Origin of the sequence: Exiguobacterium sp., assembly GCF_020832205.1 — a bacterium.
In the GTDB taxonomy this organism is placed as follows: domain Bacteria; phylum Bacillota; class Bacilli; order Exiguobacteriales; family Exiguobacteriaceae; genus Exiguobacterium.
The window spans coordinates 1-13,427 of record NZ_JAFIFD010000044.1; the positions used below are offsets into that span (position 1 = coordinate 1).

A 13,427-nucleotide genomic window follows, 5' to 3' on the forward strand; every position below is an offset into this window, starting at 1 on the left:
CACACTCATCTTGATTGTCAGTTATTTTTTGTTTTGAAGACACACAAGCACCGCAGTCCATTTGGACTGCGGTGCTTGTTTTTATCGTGAGACGATGGCGTCGAGACGATCGAGTTGGGAGGAGAAGCCTTCGACAGCACCCATCTCGACGACTTGTTTGAGCGCTTCGGCATCCGTGAACTCAGAGCGGCTGACGAGCAACGTCCCACCCGGAATGTCTAAAAATTCGTTCGTGATCGTCATGACCGGAAAGTCGGGATTGACGTTGCCCGCCTCGTCTGCAAAAGCATCTACATACACGATGCGGGAATGGTGGACGATTTCAAGGTACGTCGCCTTTCCCCACGATTCCATCCCAAAAGCGTCGCCTTGCTCCAGGTCGACACACGTCATTCCGTAGTGCCACGTCCCGCCCGGTTCAAACTCAAACGTCCGGATTTCTGTTTTCCACCCTGCAGGCCCCCACCACGCCTCTAAGTGGGCGGGTGTGGAGAACGCCTCGAATACGAGCTCACGCGGTGCGTTGAAGCTTCGTTCGACGACGAGCGTGTTGCCTTCAACGTGCGATTTGACCGTTCCCATGTGAACAACCCCTCTCTAGGAAAAGAAGAAGCATCGACTTGACACGATGTAGTCTTTATTCCCGAATGGGGCGTTCCTCCAACCTGTTCAGTCAAATAACAAATCGAGCACCGTCTCCCCAATCGGACGTTCTTTCCCTTCATATGGGAAGGAGTGGATGTGGATGGCCGGATTGAAGTTCAGCTCGATGATGCCGTAGTCTCGGGCGTCCGCTTCAAGCGACGGGATCATCATGTCGACGCCGCAAATCGTGGCGCCCATCGCTTTCGCCGAGTCGACCGCGATCTGTTTATAAAAATCGGAGACGTGGTCTGTATAGTCGATACTGTCGCCGCCGGTGCTGATGTTCGAGTTCTCACGCAAGAAGATGCGTTCACCGTCCGCGAGCACACTGTCCGGTGTCTTGCCTTGAGGGCGAAGAAAGGCGACGACGATGTCATCAATCTCGATTTTCTCGAGCGGTGTCTTATACCCTTTCCCGCGGAGCGGGTCTTCGTTTTTCTTAGCAACGAGCTCGCGAATCGTCGAGATGCCGTCCCCGGTCACGTTCGCCGGGACACGGTGGAGAATGCCTGCGACTTCATCACCGATGACGAGGAAACGGTACTCTTTGCCCGGCAAGAACGTCTCGAGCAAGACGACGTCGTCAAACGTTTTAGCATGATGGAACGCCTCGAGCGTTTCGTCGAACGTCGTCCCGTCTTTGAAGATGTGAATCCCGATCCCGAAATTCGTCGACTTTGGTTTCAAGACGATGGCGTGCCCTGCGAAAGTGGGCCATACGGCGCGCAAGTCGTCGTCGTCACGCAACTCGACACCGTCCGGGACATGAATGCCGTGTTCGGCGAGCACATGTTTCGTCACCGTCTTATTTTCCATCATGAGCACCGACACGTAGTTGTCTTTTGATGTCTTCGTCGCCTGTTTGACGTATTCGGTCTGATGGCCGTGGCGAATCCGGATAAACTGGTCGTCCCGGTCGACGACATCGACAGCGTACCCTCGCTTCAAGGCTGCCTTCATCAAAATTTGCGTCGACAGTTCCATATCGGTATAGCCGTGCATCCGGAACCGGTTGGCATAGGCGTCTGCATAATACGCATCGGCTTGTCGGAGCGACCAGGCCGTGTAGCCTTCGTCCGTCATGACTTTCGTCAACCGGGCGGAATACGTCGCGTCCACATGATTGACTCGCTCGCGGACGGTGGCGAAAATCGCATCGAAACCGAGGGCGAAGCGGGTGTTAAACGCTTCGATGTCATCTAACAAGTCGTTCCCGTACGTCTGTAAGGCGACCGACTCGCCGTCCCGCGTCAACATGAGCGTCGGAGACAGCCCTTCCTTGGCGACACGTTGTTGGTTGTGGAACGCCTCGGCTTGCCAGTCCGCGAAGTCCGTCTCATCTTTTAACGCCAAATAGAGCATGAAGATGTGCAGGAACTTCAAATCGTCGAGAGCGATGCCCGTCTTCTCGAACGGGTTCAAGTCGATGTTGCGGATCTCGATATAATCGATGCCCTTCTCGAGCTGCTCGAGGTCATTCCCGCCCCGAGACGTCTTCAAGCGGATCGGCGAGTATAACTCGTTCGGATTGGCGATATCCCCTTTCGTGATGAAGCGACGGACACTGCTCGTGTAATCGGCGAGCGTCGTGTAGTTCGGATAGAGCGGTTCGACGTTCGTATAACCGCAATCGCTATTCCGGTACGAGAGGGCCGTCGTGTTCGAATAGACGTCCTCGTTTAACGCCTGCATCTGGCTGACGCAGCGTTCTTCGTAGCTCGTATGGACGGCAGGTGTTCCGCCGAGCAAGTAGACGACGAGCCAGCGCATCCGTAAATAGTTGCGGACGAGCTTCAAATAGAGTTCGTTTTTGAAGCGGTCATATCGCTCGGGTGACCCTTCATATAGCGCCGCGATCAAGTCGTCTGAAAACGAGAAGTTGAAATGGATGCCGGAGATGAGCTGTTTTTTCGCACCATATTTTTGAAGCAAATGTTCCCGGTATCGTCCGGCCTCGAGACCCGAACTGCCGAAGTCGGCGAGCGGGATGACTTCACCGTCCGGCAAGGCGCATGGCATCGACTGCGGCCAGAGTCGCTCGTCTCCGATATTCAGTGCCGTGATGTCATAGAGCGTCTCTAAAAAATGATGAGCCGCGTCGACGGTTGCAAACGTCGGCGTGATCAACTCAATCTGACTTTCGGAAAAATCGGTCGTAATATACGGATGTGTCGCTTTGTCACCGAGTCGCGCCGGATGCTTCGTGAGTGCGAGCGTCCCGTCGGCCTTCACGCGGAGCATCTCCCGTTCGATGGCGAACCGTCCGCTCGTGAGCAACTGTTTCGATAACTGGTTAAATCGCTTCTGCAAGGGAAGTCACTTCCTTTTTCGTTAATCGGACATATAATGCGGAGACAAGCCCTTTGATGATGCTCGAGATGGCGATGCTCCACCAGATGGCGTCGATGCCGAGAACCGGTTCGAGTGCGATGGCGAGCGGGATCCGGGCGACGGTGAAGACGATGGAAATCGTCGCCGGGATTTTCGGCAGCCCGAGACCGGAGAAGTAGCCGTTTCCGATCATCTCGAGCGAGGCGAAGATGAGTGATACACCGATAATACGTAAATAGCTGGCTCCCATCTCGATCGTCATCGGATCGTCGACGAAAGCGCGGATGAGCATGTCCGGGAAGGCGAGGAAGACGAGCGTGATCAGTCCGGTATACAGCATACCGAGACGAGTCGTCACGCGATATCCTTCGTGCACCCGGTCGATTTTCCGGGCCCCGATATTTTGACCGGTATAGCTCGCGATGGCACCGTTCAATCCGCCGATCATCATGTAGGCGATCGACTCGATTTGAAGGCCGATGCGCTGGGCGGCAATCGCTTCGGTCCCGTATGAACCGATCATGCGGGCGAGGAAAATGCTGATGACGGTGAACAGGACACGTTGCGTCGCCATCGGGAAACCGAGACGGACAATCTCGGTATAGTCGGACCGGACCGGAGTGACCGTCTCTTCCCAGTGAAAGAGCACCCGGGCCCGATGCCAGAAGAAGCCGAACATGACGGCGTTGGCGACGAGCGTCGCGAGGCCGGCCCCGAGTACGCCAAGACCGAGCGGATAAATGAAGAGCGGCGATAAGATCATGTTCAAGATGACACCGGTCGCGTTGATGCGCATCGCTGTCGTCGTGTTGCCATAAGCGCTGAACAGACGGGCAAACAACAAGTTGAAGAACGAGAACAAGAGCATCGGAGCGCTGACGATCAAATAAAGGTAAGCGAGGCGCTCGACGGTTGGTGCGTTCATGTTCAAGAAGCCGATCAGCGTCGGCCCGAGCGAGACGAGAAGGAGAGCGGACAAAAGCCCGAGGCTAACGTTCAGCCTCCGTCCGCTCCGGACATAACGTTGAATCAACGCATCGTCGCGCTTGCCGACGGCTTGCGACACTTTGATGCCGGTACCGACGACGATCAAGGACTGAATCGCCTGGGCGAGCATAATATAAAAACTGGCCGCACCGATACTGGCGACGGCGTCGCTTCCGAGCGCACCGACCCAAAACATATCGACGAGACTGTACGTAAACTGTAAGAGCGAACTGCCGACGAGCGGGAGGGCGAGCGCTAAGATGACGCGTTGCACGCTTCCGGTCGTCAAATCGACGGTTTTCACAAAACAAGACCCCTTCAACGAATTAGTATATAACAATTTAGTTATATATAAGCACGACGAGACGAGATTGGCAATCGTGACGTCCGACTCGACGAAAAATCGACACAAAAAAAGGAATTCGTTGTGAATTCCTTAACGGGTATACGCGCGAATCCACGTCGTCATGTACACGAGCGTCGAGATGACGAGCGTTGAGGCGAGCACGAATACCGGATACGTCGGCCAGGCTTCCTCGAAGAGCGGATAAAAGAAAAATGTGAGCATGAAGAGCGGCACCGAGATGCTGAACGAGACGTAGGCCGCTTTCGTCGCTTTCGCCGTGATCAGCGCCTCGCGTTCGTCAACTTCGCTGAATTCGGTCATGCGGACCGACCATTGGCCGAAACTCATCTTTTGGTTCGGGCGTGTCCGGAACGAGTATACTGTCCAAACGATTAAGAAGATGATCAATAACAAGAACGGTAAAAAGTTGAACTCTAGCTCGAACACGCCCGCTTCAAAGGCAATCATCGATTGTGTGACTCCTGAAGCGAATGACACGATAGCGAACGCCATCAGTATATATAAGATGATGCTAGAGATTGATTGAACGATGACGTGTTTCAAATTGTTTCCTCCTCAATCGTAAAAATGGATTCGACCGGTTCCTCGAACACGCGGGCGATGTGCATCGCGAGCATGAGAGAAGGCGTATAACTCCCTTTTTCGAGCGAGATGATCGTCTGTCTCGTCACGCCGACTTTGGCCGCAAGGTCGCCTTGCGTCAATTGATGCCGGGCCCGCAATTCTTTGACGCGATTAGTCAACGGCATGGCGCCACCTCATTTCCTGTTTCTAACAACAGTGTAAAACAAACTTTACTTAATGTAAAGTGAACTTTACTTATTTCGTGGTGGTACAATAGAATCAAACGTGAAAGGGGAGAAGCGAATGAAGGCGATTTTAGGACAGCACCACGTGTCGGCGATGACGGGGGACGCCAAGAAAAACTTGCGATTCTACACGGAAGTACTCGGGATGCGACTCGTCAAAAAGACGGTCAACCAAGACGATCCGTCCATGTATCACTTGTTCTATGCGGACGAGACGGGGACACCGGGGACCGATTTAACATTCTTCGAACTGCCGTTTCTCGGGCAGACGTATCGAGGAAGCAGCAGCATCTCGAGGACGGCGCTCCGGGTGCCGGCAGGGGCATTGCCGTACTGGCTGGAGCGGTTTGCTCATTTCGGTGTGCTTCATGATCCGTTAGAAGAGGTGCTTGGCCGACCGACGCTTTACTTCGAGGACGAAGAAGGCCAGCGCCTCTGTCTCGTCGAGGGCGGGTCAGGGACACCATGGAAAAACGGCCCGGTGCCGGCGGACGTCGCCGTCTTCGGGCTCGGATTTAGTGAATGGACGGTGCGACGGATTGAGAAGACGGAACGGGTGTTGACAGATGTACTCGGTTATCGTTTCGCGACCGAGTATGTACGGGACGGTCAAACGGTTCGTATTTTTGAGACGGGTGACGGCGGTGTGGCGACCGAGATTCACCTCGTCGACCGTTCCGACGTCCCATCGGAACGGCCGGGTCGGGGCAGTGTCCACCACGTCGCCATTCGCGTCGAAGATGATTTGGAGATGGGGCGGTGGGTCGAACGGCTCGATTCATTCGGCATCAGTCATTCGGGACTGATCGACCGCTATTATTTCAAATCGATTTACTTCCGTGAGCCGAGCGGGATCTTGGTCGAGCTTGCGACGGACGGACCTGGCTTTGCGACCGATGAGCCGGTCGAGACGCTCGGGGAACGGTTAGCGTTACCACCGTTTCTTGAACCGCGCCGGACCGAAATCGAGGCGAACTTAAAGCCGTTATAATCAAAAACCCGACAGACTCGTTCAGTCCGTCGGGTTTTTTGCGCCCAAAAGCAGGGCCAGTTCGTTCGTGCGATTGGCGACGAGGTCGGCAATCGTATAGCGGTCGAGTACGTGCAAGAAAGCGAGCATCGCCTCGTTCAGTACGCTTCTGAGATCGCAGGCGGGTGCGATGACACAGCGTCCTTCGCCGAAACATTCGACGAGCTCGAACGGTTCCATCGTCCGGACGACGTCGCCGACGTTAATGTCTTCCATCGGTCGAGCGAGCCGGAAACCGCCGCCGCGGCCGCGCACAGACTCAAGATAACCGTGCTTGCCGAGCTCATAGACGACTTTCATGACGTGGTTCTTCGAAATCTGATATTGGTCCGCCACTTCTTGGATCGTCACGAGACGATGGGAGAACGTGGCGCTATACATGAGCGTTCGGAGTGCGTAGTCGCACGTTTGCGTGAGCCGCATGAAATCACCTCTTCATCCGTCCATTGTACAAGACATCCCGCGAAAGCGCGATGATGGAAGATGTGAAAAAAGCGTGGCGGATTCAAGGCAGAAATTTGAACTTGTGTCTAAACAAGTATTTAATATATTGCTTTTGAAGTGACTTACCTCACATAATGGACGTGTACTTTCAAAAAGGGGGAAACACGATGTTAGATCAACAAACGATGGATATCGTCAAAGCGACGGCGCCAGTCTTGAAAGAGCACGGGGTCGCCATCACGAGTCACTTCTATAAGCGCATGTTTGAAAATAATCCGGAAGTCCGCCACTTCTTCAACCATACGAACCAAAAGCGCGGCCGTCAGCCAGAGGCGCTCGCCAACGCTGTCTATGCGGCAGCTGTCCATATCGATCGTCTCGAAGCGATCCTTCCGGCCATCCAACCGGCGCTTCATAAACATAAGAGCTTGAACATCCGCCCGGAACATTATCCGATTGTCGGTGAGAACTTGCTCGGCGCGATTCAAGACGTGCTCGGTGAGGCGGCAACGCCGGATATCATCGACGCATGGGCGAAAGCGTACGGTGTCATCGCCGACGTCTTCATCTCGCTCGAGAAACAGATGTACGACGATGCGCCGTGGATCGGCTTCAAACCGTTCACGGTCGCCGAAGTCATCGAAGACACACCGGAAGTGAAGCGATTCCGCCTTGTCGCGAACGACGGTGTCGTCGGGACGGCCATCCCGGGTCAATACATCTCGGTCCAAGCCCGTATCGCTGGGGAAGACATCTTGCATCACCGTCAATACAGCGTCGTCGAGACGACTGAAGACGGCTACTGGATCGCACCGAAAGCAGAAGGTCTCGTCTCGAACTGGCTCCACGCACAGACAGTCGGCACCGAGATTCCAGTCAGTGCGCCAGCCGGTGAATTCGTCCTCGAAGCATCGGACCGCCCGCTCACGCTCGTCGCCGGCGGCATCGGCATCACGCCGCTCTTCAACATGGCGAAGACAGCGCTCGGTGAAGGCCGCTCGGTCACGCTATTGCATGCGGTCCGCAGCACGAACCTTCGTCCGCTCGGTGAAGAGCTCGACGAACTCGTGAACGAGGGACTCCAGCTCATCACGCATGTCGACGACGTATCGGGTTGCATGAGCGCGACACAACTCGAGTCACTCGATGTCGATGGACATGACGTCTACACGTGCGGCCCGACCGCGATGATGGAGGCGGTCGTCCAAACGATCCCGCACGCACGTTACGAGTTCTTCGGCCCATCGGCCACACTCGCCAAAGCATAAGAAAAGACGACCGCCAAAACAGTCGTCTCAACACCGCAGACCGGTCATCGGTTTGCGGTTTTATAATTTTTCCTCGTGCATCACATTTCTGTCGCCGTCAAGCGTCTCAACTGTCTCGAATCTACCCCGTTGTGATTCATCGAGCGTGATCAAGTAAGACATGACGTACCCTTCGCCTCGAGGGTCGTTCACGGTGTATGTCTCGCTCCAATCCGAACCGCTCAGTCGCACGTAAACCACATCTTCCGGTTTTTCGTTGAAGCGAATCCCGAGGTATTCATCAGTCGTATTGCCAAAGTGAATCGAATCGAACGGTTTTTCTTCAATCGTGTCCCGTGTCGACGTGTTGAAGCCTCCATCTGAATTCATGATCCCGAGACCGAGAATCGTCTCGTCTTCATTCGTAAATAAGACGACGGTGCTGCCTTGTATGTATGGGTACCAGCCTTGGGCGGTCATATGCTCATGCAGTTTTTGTTGCGCCTGTGCCAAAGGTTGTTTTCGTTGCTCATCCTGATAATACGAGACGCCGGCCGTGACCGAAATCGCGATGACGATGAGCATGCCCGTCAGCAATAGTACGAGTCCTCGTTTTGACATTTTGCTCCTCCTCTACAAAAACAGCCCATGCCTCGATTGAGTGCATGGGCTGTTTGTTAATACGTCAGGCTCGCGGCGACGATGATGCCGACGACGAGTGAGGCCGAGAAAAGGCTGAGGCCGACGGCGAGGTTGCCGTTCTCGACTTCTTTCTCCAAGTTCACGCCAGGCGTGAGGACGTACTCGAACGTCCAAAACGCGAGCACTTGGGCGAGAATGCCGACGATACCCCAAATGAAGGCGTCGAGCAAGTTGACACTGTTCGCCCATACCGTGTAAATGACGATGGCGAGACCGAGCGCCTTACCCCATAGTTTCAAGGCGACGGCGACATTGCCGGCTTTGATCAGTTTTCGTTCTGAATACTTCGTCGTCAACGCGAAGACGACGAGACCGATCAAGATGAGGCCAAACCCTGTACCGAGGTGGGCCAAAAAGCTCAAAATCGAATCGAGCGTGATGAACGTCATATGTTATTCTCCTTTGTGTGTGCCGATGGCTAAGTAGTAGGACTGGTTGTTCGTGATCATGCTGCCGGCCCGGGCGCCAAGTGCGGACGGGCGGCCGTTCAAGCAAAAACAGCCGATCATATAATGCGTCTCAAGGATCCCGTTCACCGTGTTCGTCATCCTGGTCGGCAATTCATTGAACTGTTGATACACGGCCGTTTCGTTTGCGTATGTTTGGAGCGGTTCTTTATGGAAGGGCGTGCCGTCCAAATCATATAAAATGACCGAATCGCCTTCACGTCCGAAAGCGGGCTTTTGCACGTAAGCGCTCTGACCTAAAAACGGGTCGGGCTCGAGGTAGGTCGGCAAAAAATACGTCCGGATGATGTCACGTTCTGTCGCATCGAAGAACATGTCGCTCTCGTACAGTTCCCAAATGAACGCTTGCACGCCCTTGGACTGCATGAGGAACGCCGATAGCGGGTTCAGAAGTGAGATGTGTTTCGCTTCGTTCAGTTCGAGCAGGCGAACGCCGATGCGCGTCCCATCCGGCGCCAAATCATCGACGAGATGCTCGATCGGGTACGTCTGACGATATAACACGTCGACCCGCTCGCCCGAAGGCGTATACACCCCGTCATGTTCAACGAGAAGTTCATGGAGGGCGACAAACTCGGACGGCAAGTCGAGCGTCTCTTGAAGGAAACGCGTCGTCCATTTGTCTTCGATGTTGTCGTCATGGGCCGTGAAGACGATTTTCGGTGTCCCGTCTTTCTCGAGACGTTGCCATGCAGAGACGATCGCTTTCCGGAGCTCGGTCTGTAAAAGTTCAGTCGCGCCCTCGTTCGGGTCGCATAGTCCGAATTCTGCCGTCACGAAACGGTTCACGTCGAACAGTTCTTTAATGAACGTCGGCGTGTCGGCGTTGAACTCCATCAACTTGAGCATCCCGTCTTTCACGATCCAGTCGTAGCGACCGATGATCGTCTCTTGTGCGATCGCCTTGTCACGTACAAACGGCAGGCTCGCCTCAGGGTAACCGAGGAGACGAAGCGTCTCATCGGGAAGAGTCCGCAAGAGTCGGTTCGCTTTGCGAAAAACGGCATCGACGGCACGTGTCGCCTCACGGATCCGTTCGACTTCTTCAGCAGAGTAGACGAGACAGTCGTAAAGGGCGTACTCTTCATCGTTCAAGTCCGGCCAAAAATAAGGGATTTGGCCGAACAGCGCGTCACGGTTCATCCGCCGAAGCCACCTTTTGAGCCGCTGCCGAGTCCCGAGTTAGAACCGGGATTCGAGCGGTTCGGGGTGATGCTGCTCGCCCCACCGTTCGAACGATAGTTTTGATACGTCGAAGAGTTCTTCAACGAGCTCTTCGAGTTGAACAGACTGCCGAGCAAGAAGAAGCTCCCGAAGTGCGGAGAACGGCGGTCGTCACAATAATAGGACTCTGTTTCTGTATCCCATTCCCAATCGTCACACTCATACCCGGTCGGTTCTTCCGGGAGTGTCGCTTGTTCGGTCTCGTCCATCCCGCAAGCGGCGAGTGACGCGGTCAACACGGCGGCCGAGAGACCGCTTAAAATTTTCTTGCTTGTCTTCATGTCGTTTCCTCCAATGTATAGCCAGTCGGGGTGACGTAAATCACATAAACACCGCGGTCCTCGTCCGTTTCAGCCGAGTCGCGCTCATACTCGTTGCCGCCTACATAAACGTATTGGCTGCCGAGCATGGCGAGCGCATCGAGATGGCGGTCGACATAGTACGCTTCGAGCAACGGGTTGTCGAACCGGTCGTCGAGCGTGCGGATCTCGACTTTGATGTCGTCCGTCTCACGTTTGTCGATCGGGCCTTCGGTGTAGCGGTCGACGTAAATCAAAAAGTACTGTTCGCCTTCAAGTGCGGACGAGCGTTGTTTGTACGTCATGCCGTCTTTGACGAAAAATTCACATTCCCGTCGGGCGAGTACTTCATCGAGGCCAAGCGATGTATAATGGTAGAGCGGCTCGAACGACAGCTCATTTTTATAAAGTCGATATTCTAAGACGATGGAATTCATAATTCAGTCCTTTCCATTTCTTTTTATACGTATACGGAACCAACTGCATATGGGTTTCGTAAATGGGTTGAGTTGTTTCTAGTATATCGGAGAAAGCGGGGAATTTCAGTGCATATCTTTTTTCGCGTTTGGCGCGGGTTGTCAAAGCTGTCCTTTTTAAACATCGTGCTCGCCTCACTCGTCATCATTTTGACAGGGACGATGGTCGGACACTGGGTGGAGCCGGAAACGTTTCCTTCGCTCTTTGACTCGTTTTGGTGGACGATGACGACATTGACGACAGTCGGGTACGGTGACTTTTTCCCGTCATCGGTCGCAGGTCGTTGGCTCGGGATTTTCTTGTTCTTATTCGGGATCGGGATTATCGGGGCATTGATTGGAAAACTCGTTGAAGTCGGTGCGACGTTTCAACGGTTAAAACGGGAGGGGAAATTGATGTATCGAGGAGAAGGTCATTACGTCTATATCGGGTGGTCCCCGAAGACGAAGAAAGCGATCGACGAGGTGCTCGGCTACGAGCCGAAAGCGGATATCGTCTTGATCGACCAGTTGAAAGAAGAACCGTACGACCACGACCGCGTCCATTACGTCCAAGGGGACCCGTCGGATGAGGCGGTGCTCATGCAGGCGAACATACTGGCATCGCGCCGCGTCGCCATTTTCGCTGACGCACGCATCGCCGAGTCGCTGCTCGCGGATGGGAAATCGCTCCTCATCGCGTCGGCCGTCGAGGCGTTGGGGCAGGAGAAAGGTGTCGACTTGCATACGGTCGTCGAAGTGTGTGAAGAACGGAATATCTCGAAGTTCAAGCACGTCCGCATCGACGACTTCATCTTGGCGAACGACTCGGTGTCGCTCCTCATGGCGAAAGCGACCCTTCAGCCGGGGACGACGTCGATCTTCCGGCAGCTCTTGAGCAAGCAGTCGGGCGGGAACATCCAAGCGTTGGCCCCAAAACCGGAATGGACGACGATTCGCACGGCAGCGGAAGCACTGCTCGGTCAAGGGGTCACGCTCATGGCCGTCAACGATCGGCTCGACTATGCGACCGTGCTCGACACGCCGCTTGAGGCGAGCGACACGCTCTACGTCGTCTGTCACGACGACACGTGGGACCGATTGAATGAACGAGGAGGAATGTAATGTATAACGGAACGTTTATCCGCAAGATGACGCGCATGCAAAACGTGCAGCGCTGGGACGAATACGCGCCGCACTATCACGACAATGCGGCAAGCCACAGCTTCCGCGTCGCCGTCTTCAGTTTGATCGCGGCTTATTATGAGGAACAAAAAGGACGTCCCGTCAATTTGCTCGACGTCCTAGGGAAGGCGCTCTTTCACGACATGAACGAGGTGCAGACGGGCCCGATCATGCACCGGACGAAAAAAGAGCCGACGCTGAAAGAACATATCGAGCGGATGGAGCGGACGGCGAGCCTCGGTCTCGTCGACTTACTGTCACAGTCGCTCCGTCCCGACTTTTACCGCTTCCTCGTTGAGGCCGAGGACGATTCGTTCGAAGGCAGAATCGTCGACGGGATCGACTCGTTCGATGCGATGCTGTTCGTTCGGCGCGAAGTCGCCCACGGTTCGCCACACTTCGTCGCGAAACTCGAAGAGATGAAGGCAGCGCTGTGCGATCACCCGCTCGAGTCGGTCCGTTGGCTGTATGAACAAGTCGAGCAAGAGACGGACGTGGCGACGTTCATCGAGAACGTGATGCGGATGGACAGCGTCCGGCGTTGGAAAGGCCGCTTCAACACAATCGACGACAACGACGCCATTCACGGCTTCCGGGCAGCGGCACTCGGCATGTTCAGCGGGCTTTTGGAGCAGAAAAAGTACAACGTCGATGTCGACGTCGCCGAACTCGTCGCCCGATTGCTTTGCCACGATCTCGTCGAAGGGGTGACCGGGGACGTGCTCGGTCCGGTGAAACACTCGACCGCTGAGACGGGACAGGCGTTTGAGGCATACGAACGGGCTGAGAGCGAGGCGTTGCTGTCGCTTCTCCCAGATTACATGCAACCGGCCTTCCGGCGCTATATGGCCGATTCGAAGGACGACACGTACGAAGGGAAACTCGTCGACATGATGGACAAGCTCGACGCCCTCATCAAGATGAACATGGAGCGGAAAATGAACGGGGCCGAATACGAGGTCATTTATCGGGAACAGCTTCGTAAAGTACAGCTACGTTACGAGAACCCGAGCATGATTTTCTTCTTGGCATACATTTTGCACGATCTTGATTATGTAACGAGTTGACAACGTCACGGACAAATTAGTCCGTGACTCAGATTGTAGACAAAGTCACGTTTCAGGCGAACTGAAACGTGACTTTGTCGTTTTAGGGCCTTGAGGCGCTCTGCCCGAGCCCCTGTTCAGGCGGGCTGGGTGTTCTTCCATGCCCAGCCCGCCATCTTCTTGAGATTG

The 13,427-nt window shown here is 54.7% G+C and carries 15 protein-coding genes; 4 read left to right on the forward strand and 11 right to left on the reverse strand.

The genetic code is table 11. The annotated features are described in order from the left end of the window. Nucleotides 1-81: 81 nt before the first annotated feature. The 5 genes from JJU47_RS11865 to JJU47_RS11885 all read right to left on the reverse strand — a co-directional run bounded on the left by JJU47_RS11865 (nucleotide 82) and on the right by JJU47_RS11885 (nucleotide 5,079). Nucleotides 82-582, reverse strand: a complete 501-nt coding sequence (locus JJU47_RS11865; RefSeq protein WP_228619687.1) for an SRPBCC family protein — start codon at nucleotides 580-582, stop codon at nucleotides 82-84. 87 nt (nucleotides 583-669) lie between these two features. Then, the gene (gene gshAB / locus JJU47_RS11870) at nucleotides 670-2,955 is read right to left on the reverse strand and encodes a bifunctional glutamate--cysteine ligase GshA/glutathione synthetase GshB (RefSeq protein WP_228619691.1); all 2,286 of its coding nucleotides are present in this window, start codon (nucleotides 2,953-2,955) and stop codon (nucleotides 670-672) included. Next, nucleotides 2,939-4,267, reverse strand: coding sequence for an MATE family efflux transporter (locus JJU47_RS11875; RefSeq protein WP_228619694.1), 1,329 nt, complete (start codon nucleotides 4,265-4,267; stop codon nucleotides 2,939-2,941). Before JJU47_RS11875 ends, gshAB begins: the two co-directional genes overlap by 17 nt. Before the next feature lie 132 nt (nucleotides 4,268-4,399). Beyond that, nucleotides 4,400-4,873, reverse strand: coding sequence for a hypothetical protein (locus JJU47_RS11880; RefSeq protein WP_228619696.1), 474 nt, complete (start codon nucleotides 4,871-4,873; stop codon nucleotides 4,400-4,402). Continuing rightward, nucleotides 4,870-5,079: a helix-turn-helix transcriptional regulator gene (locus JJU47_RS11885; protein ID WP_228619700.1), complete on the reverse strand. Its 210-nt coding sequence runs from the start codon at nucleotides 5,077-5,079 to the stop codon at nucleotides 4,870-4,872. Before JJU47_RS11885 ends, JJU47_RS11880 begins: the two co-directional genes overlap by 4 nt. A gap of 118 nt (nucleotides 5,080-5,197) precedes the next feature. Between JJU47_RS11885 and JJU47_RS11890 the strand changes: the two genes are divergently transcribed. Next, nucleotides 5,198-6,130 carry a ring-cleaving dioxygenase gene (locus tag JJU47_RS11890; protein WP_228619703.1) on the forward strand — a complete coding sequence of 311 codons (933 nt, stop codon included), beginning with the start codon at nucleotides 5,198-5,200 and terminating at the stop codon, nucleotides 6,128-6,130. A gap of 21 nt (nucleotides 6,131-6,151) precedes the next feature. On the opposite strand, the gene JJU47_RS11895 is transcribed toward JJU47_RS11890, so the two are convergent. Next, the gene (locus JJU47_RS11895; protein WP_228619705.1) at nucleotides 6,152-6,592 is read right to left on the reverse strand and encodes an RrF2 family transcriptional regulator; all 441 of its coding nucleotides are present in this window, start codon (nucleotides 6,590-6,592) and stop codon (nucleotides 6,152-6,154) included. A 188-nt stretch (nucleotides 6,593-6,780) separates the two neighbouring features. On the opposite strand from JJU47_RS11895, the gene JJU47_RS11900 reads away from it, so the two are divergent. Beyond that, the gene (locus JJU47_RS11900; protein WP_228619708.1) at nucleotides 6,781-7,881 is read left to right on the forward strand and encodes a globin domain-containing protein; all 1,101 of its coding nucleotides are present in this window, start codon (nucleotides 6,781-6,783) and stop codon (nucleotides 7,879-7,881) included. Nucleotides 7,882-7,941: 60 nt separating this feature from the next. Here the strand turns inward: JJU47_RS11900 and JJU47_RS11905 are convergent, their stop codons facing one another. From JJU47_RS11905 to JJU47_RS11925, 5 genes are read right to left on the reverse strand one after another with little or no spacing between them, the layout of a single operon-like run. Next, nucleotides 7,942-8,481, reverse strand: a complete 540-nt coding sequence (locus JJU47_RS11905; RefSeq protein ID WP_228619710.1) for a hypothetical protein — start codon at nucleotides 8,479-8,481, stop codon at nucleotides 7,942-7,944. A gap of 56 nt (nucleotides 8,482-8,537) precedes the next feature. Beyond that, nucleotides 8,538-8,951, reverse strand: coding sequence for a DUF350 domain-containing protein (locus JJU47_RS11910; RefSeq protein WP_228619712.1), 414 nt, complete (start codon nucleotides 8,949-8,951; stop codon nucleotides 8,538-8,540). A gap of 3 nt (nucleotides 8,952-8,954) precedes the next feature. Beyond that, on the reverse strand, nucleotides 8,955-10,172 hold the full coding sequence (locus tag JJU47_RS11915) for a glutathionylspermidine synthase family protein (protein WP_228619714.1): 1,218 nt from the start codon (nucleotides 10,170-10,172) through the stop codon (nucleotides 8,955-8,957). Then, entirely contained in the window at nucleotides 10,169-10,534 is a 366-nt protein-coding gene (locus JJU47_RS11920) for a hypothetical protein (RefSeq protein WP_228619716.1), read from the reverse strand. Before JJU47_RS11920 ends, JJU47_RS11915 begins: the two co-directional genes overlap by 4 nt. Next, complete coding sequence (locus tag JJU47_RS11925) at nucleotides 10,531-10,989, reverse strand: hypothetical protein (protein WP_228619718.1); 459 nt, start codon at nucleotides 10,987-10,989, stop codon at nucleotides 10,531-10,533. The genes JJU47_RS11920 and JJU47_RS11925 overlap by 4 nt, the downstream gene beginning before the upstream one ends. Before the next feature lie 108 nt (nucleotides 10,990-11,097). Between JJU47_RS11925 and JJU47_RS11930 the strand changes: the two genes are divergently transcribed. Both JJU47_RS11930 and JJU47_RS11935 read left to right on the forward strand, forming a co-directional pair. Beyond that, on the forward strand, nucleotides 11,098-12,132 hold the full coding sequence (locus tag JJU47_RS11930) for an ion channel (protein ID WP_228619720.1): 1,035 nt from the start codon (nucleotides 11,098-11,100) through the stop codon (nucleotides 12,130-12,132). Beyond that, nucleotides 12,132-13,259, forward strand: a complete 1,128-nt coding sequence (locus tag JJU47_RS11935) for a YfbR-like 5'-deoxynucleotidase (protein WP_228619723.1) — start codon at nucleotides 12,132-12,134, stop codon at nucleotides 13,257-13,259. Before JJU47_RS11930 ends, JJU47_RS11935 begins: the two co-directional genes overlap by 1 nt. The last annotated feature ends 168 nt before the right edge of the window (nucleotides 13,260-13,427 follow it).